This is a genomic window from Mycobacterium sp. TH-M82, from assembly GCF_057473605.1.
On sequence record NZ_JBYCKY010000088.1, the window covers coordinates 1 to 2421 of the forward strand.

Sequence of the window (2421 nt, forward strand, 5' to 3'; positions counted from 1 at the left end):
TGGATTGTTTTGCCACCGACATGCCGTATCTGACCAACACCGTCACTTTGGACCCGGTGATCAAAGACATCAACGGCCAGCCGGCGCCCCGGATCACCTACAACATCGGAAAATTCGAGACGGCCTCCGAAGGCTTCTTCATCCCGGCAGTCACCGCGATGATGGGGGCATCCGGCGCTCAGCTGTTCGCCGCCCTGCCCAAACGTCTCGTAGCCCAGCTCTCGGGCCCACCCTTACCCAGCGGCAAGCACTGCATGGGGGGGATGCAGATGGGTGTGGACCCCAAGACCAGCGTCCTCGATGCGTACGGGCGAATGCACCAGATGGACAACGTCTACTGCGCCGACGGCAGCTTTTTCGTCACCTCCAGCGGCAGTCCGCCCACCCAAACCATCATGGCGGTGGCGCTGCGCAACGCACGTGCGCTGGCCGGCCAGTCGCAGAGCTCATCGTCCAGCACCGCTCAGACGGCGGGTATCCGTCCGTGACCGGTACGAATGGTTGCTGTCTCGGTGTGGGTCTTGGATGAAAGGCGACATGATGGCTGAACTGGCGGGCTTCAATTTGGGTAGGAAACGCACTCGGCGGGTGGACGCTGCGGTCCGCTGTCATCGCGTGATCGATCTACCGACCATCGCCACGGTGCTTCTCGCCGCGGGCATAGCACCACTGGCCACTTCACCGGCGGCACAAGCCGACATCCTCGACCTGCTCGTCGATCCCGTTATCGAACCATTCCCAGCGGCAGTAGACTTCACCGGCCTCAGCCATGCCCTGGCAGATCCCGCTTCTGCCGCCGGTTTGGCCGGCTTTGACCTGGACAGCCTGGATCTTGTTGATCCATTGGCCTCGGCTAGCGATCTGCCCCTGGGCGGTCTGCTTGCCGGCTTGTTCGACACGGTGATCTACCAGCCGGTGTACTTCCTCAGTCAGGCCTGGATCACCAGCCCTGTCGGCGAGTTCATCGACAACACGCTGCTCAACCCGATCAGTCAAGACCTCATCGGGCGGATTTTGATCGGCAACGGCGCCCCGGGCATGGACGGCGGAACGGTTCTGCAAGCCGCCGGTCAGCCCGGCGGGTTGTTGTTCGGCGACGGCGGAGCCGGCGGCACCGCCGCCAGCGGGCAGGGCGGTCTCGGCGGAGCCGCCGGCCTGACCGGCAACGGTGGCGACGGTGGCGCCGGAGCCGACGGCGGCAACGGCGGCGACGGCGGCGACGGCGGATTCCTGATGGGCAACGGCGGCACCGGCGGCGTCGGCTCCGCCGGCGGTGCCGGTGATAACGGCGGCAACGGCGGTGCCGGCGGTTTCGCCGTCGGCTGGCTGTTCGGCAACGGCGGTGCCGGTGGTGCGGGTGGTGCCGGCGGGACCGGTACCGCCGGCACCACCGGTGACTCGGGCTTGCCGGACACCGCCGGCACCGAGGGCGGTGCCGGCGGTGTGGGTGGTATCGGCGGTAGAGGCGGCAGCAGCAGCCTGCTGCTCGGCGATGGCGGTAACGGCGGGACCGGCGGTGCCGGCGGGACCGGGGGTGTCGGCGGCGCCGGCAGCAGCGGCGGAAACGGCGGCGACGGGGGTGTCGGCGGCAACGGAGGCACCGGCGGCAACGCCGGCCCCGCCCTGGGGTTCGGTGACGTGGGCACCAACGGCGACGGCGGGGCCGGCGGTAACGGCGGTGCGGGCGGCGCACCCAGTGACGCCGGCGCCCCCGGCAACGGCGGGGCGGGCGGCATCGGAGGCGTGGCCGGTGACACCGGCAGCGGCGGTGTCACCGGCCAGAACGGCCAATCCGGCCAACCCGGCTGACCCAGCAAAACCAACGGCTCCGCCCCCGACACGCCGCAACCCGGGAAATCCCCGTTAATCCCCGACGGCACCGTCATACTCGACCTATGACCAGCAACACCGCTGTCCGCGGATTGGACTTGTCAGCGCGGCTATCCCGGCGCGCGATGCTCGGCAGGCCTGGCCTGCTGCTGGCAGCCGTGGTACCGGGCATCCTGCCGGCCCGTCTGGACACCGGGCCCAACGAGAGCCGCACCGGCCGTTAGAGCCGGTAGCGCAGTCGGCACCGGGCTTCTCAGTCCGTCGGCTCGAGGTTCTGCAGCCGCACCTGGCCGCGGGCGATCATCCGCTCGGTGTCGTCAGTGATGGTGACCAGCCACAACTGTTGACGACGGCCGCGGTGAACCGGGGTCGACACCGCATGCACGGTGCCTGTGGAGATGGCGCGCAGGAAGTCGGTGTTGTTGTTGACGCCCACGACCTGACCGCCGCGCCGGCCGCTCTGGTTCAGCCACACGTAGGCCGACACGCTGGCCATGCTCTCGGTGATCGAGCAGTACACGCCGCCGTGCACGATGCCGGTCGCCTGCAACAGCTTGGGTGCCACCTCCAGCTGAGCGCGGGCGCCGTCAG

At 68.9% G+C, this 2421-nt stretch carries 3 protein-coding genes and 1 pseudogene; 3 read left to right on the top strand and 1 reads right to left on the bottom strand.

Annotation, left to right across the window (positions count from 1 at the left end):
- The 3 genes and pseudogenes from AC2VON_RS02635 to AC2VON_RS02645 form a co-directional block, all read left to right on the top strand.
- Positions 1–488: GMC family oxidoreductase (locus AC2VON_RS02635; protein ID WP_486951544.1), on the top strand; the 488-nt coding region annotated here is incomplete at its 5' end.
- A 490-nt stretch (positions 489–978) separates the two neighbouring features.
- Positions 979–1809: pseudogene (locus AC2VON_RS02640) on the top strand (PGRS repeat-containing protein); the annotation flags it as partial.
- Between the two features lie 86 nt (positions 1810–1895).
- Entirely contained in the window at positions 1896–2054 is a 159-nt protein-coding gene (locus tag AC2VON_RS02645; protein WP_486951545.1) for a hypothetical protein, read from the top strand.
- 29 nt (positions 2055–2083) lie between these two features.
- Here the strand turns inward: AC2VON_RS02645 and AC2VON_RS02650 are convergent.
- Positions 2084–2421 (bottom strand): PaaI family thioesterase (locus tag AC2VON_RS02650; protein ID WP_486951546.1); only part of this gene is annotated, 338 nt, incomplete at its 5' end.

What these genes read in the sequence shown, in the direction of transcription:
- AC2VON_RS02645 (WP_486951545.1), top strand. Translation starts at nt 1,896, where the DNA reads ATGACCAGCAACACCGCTGTCCGCGGATTGGACTTGTCAGCGCGGCTA.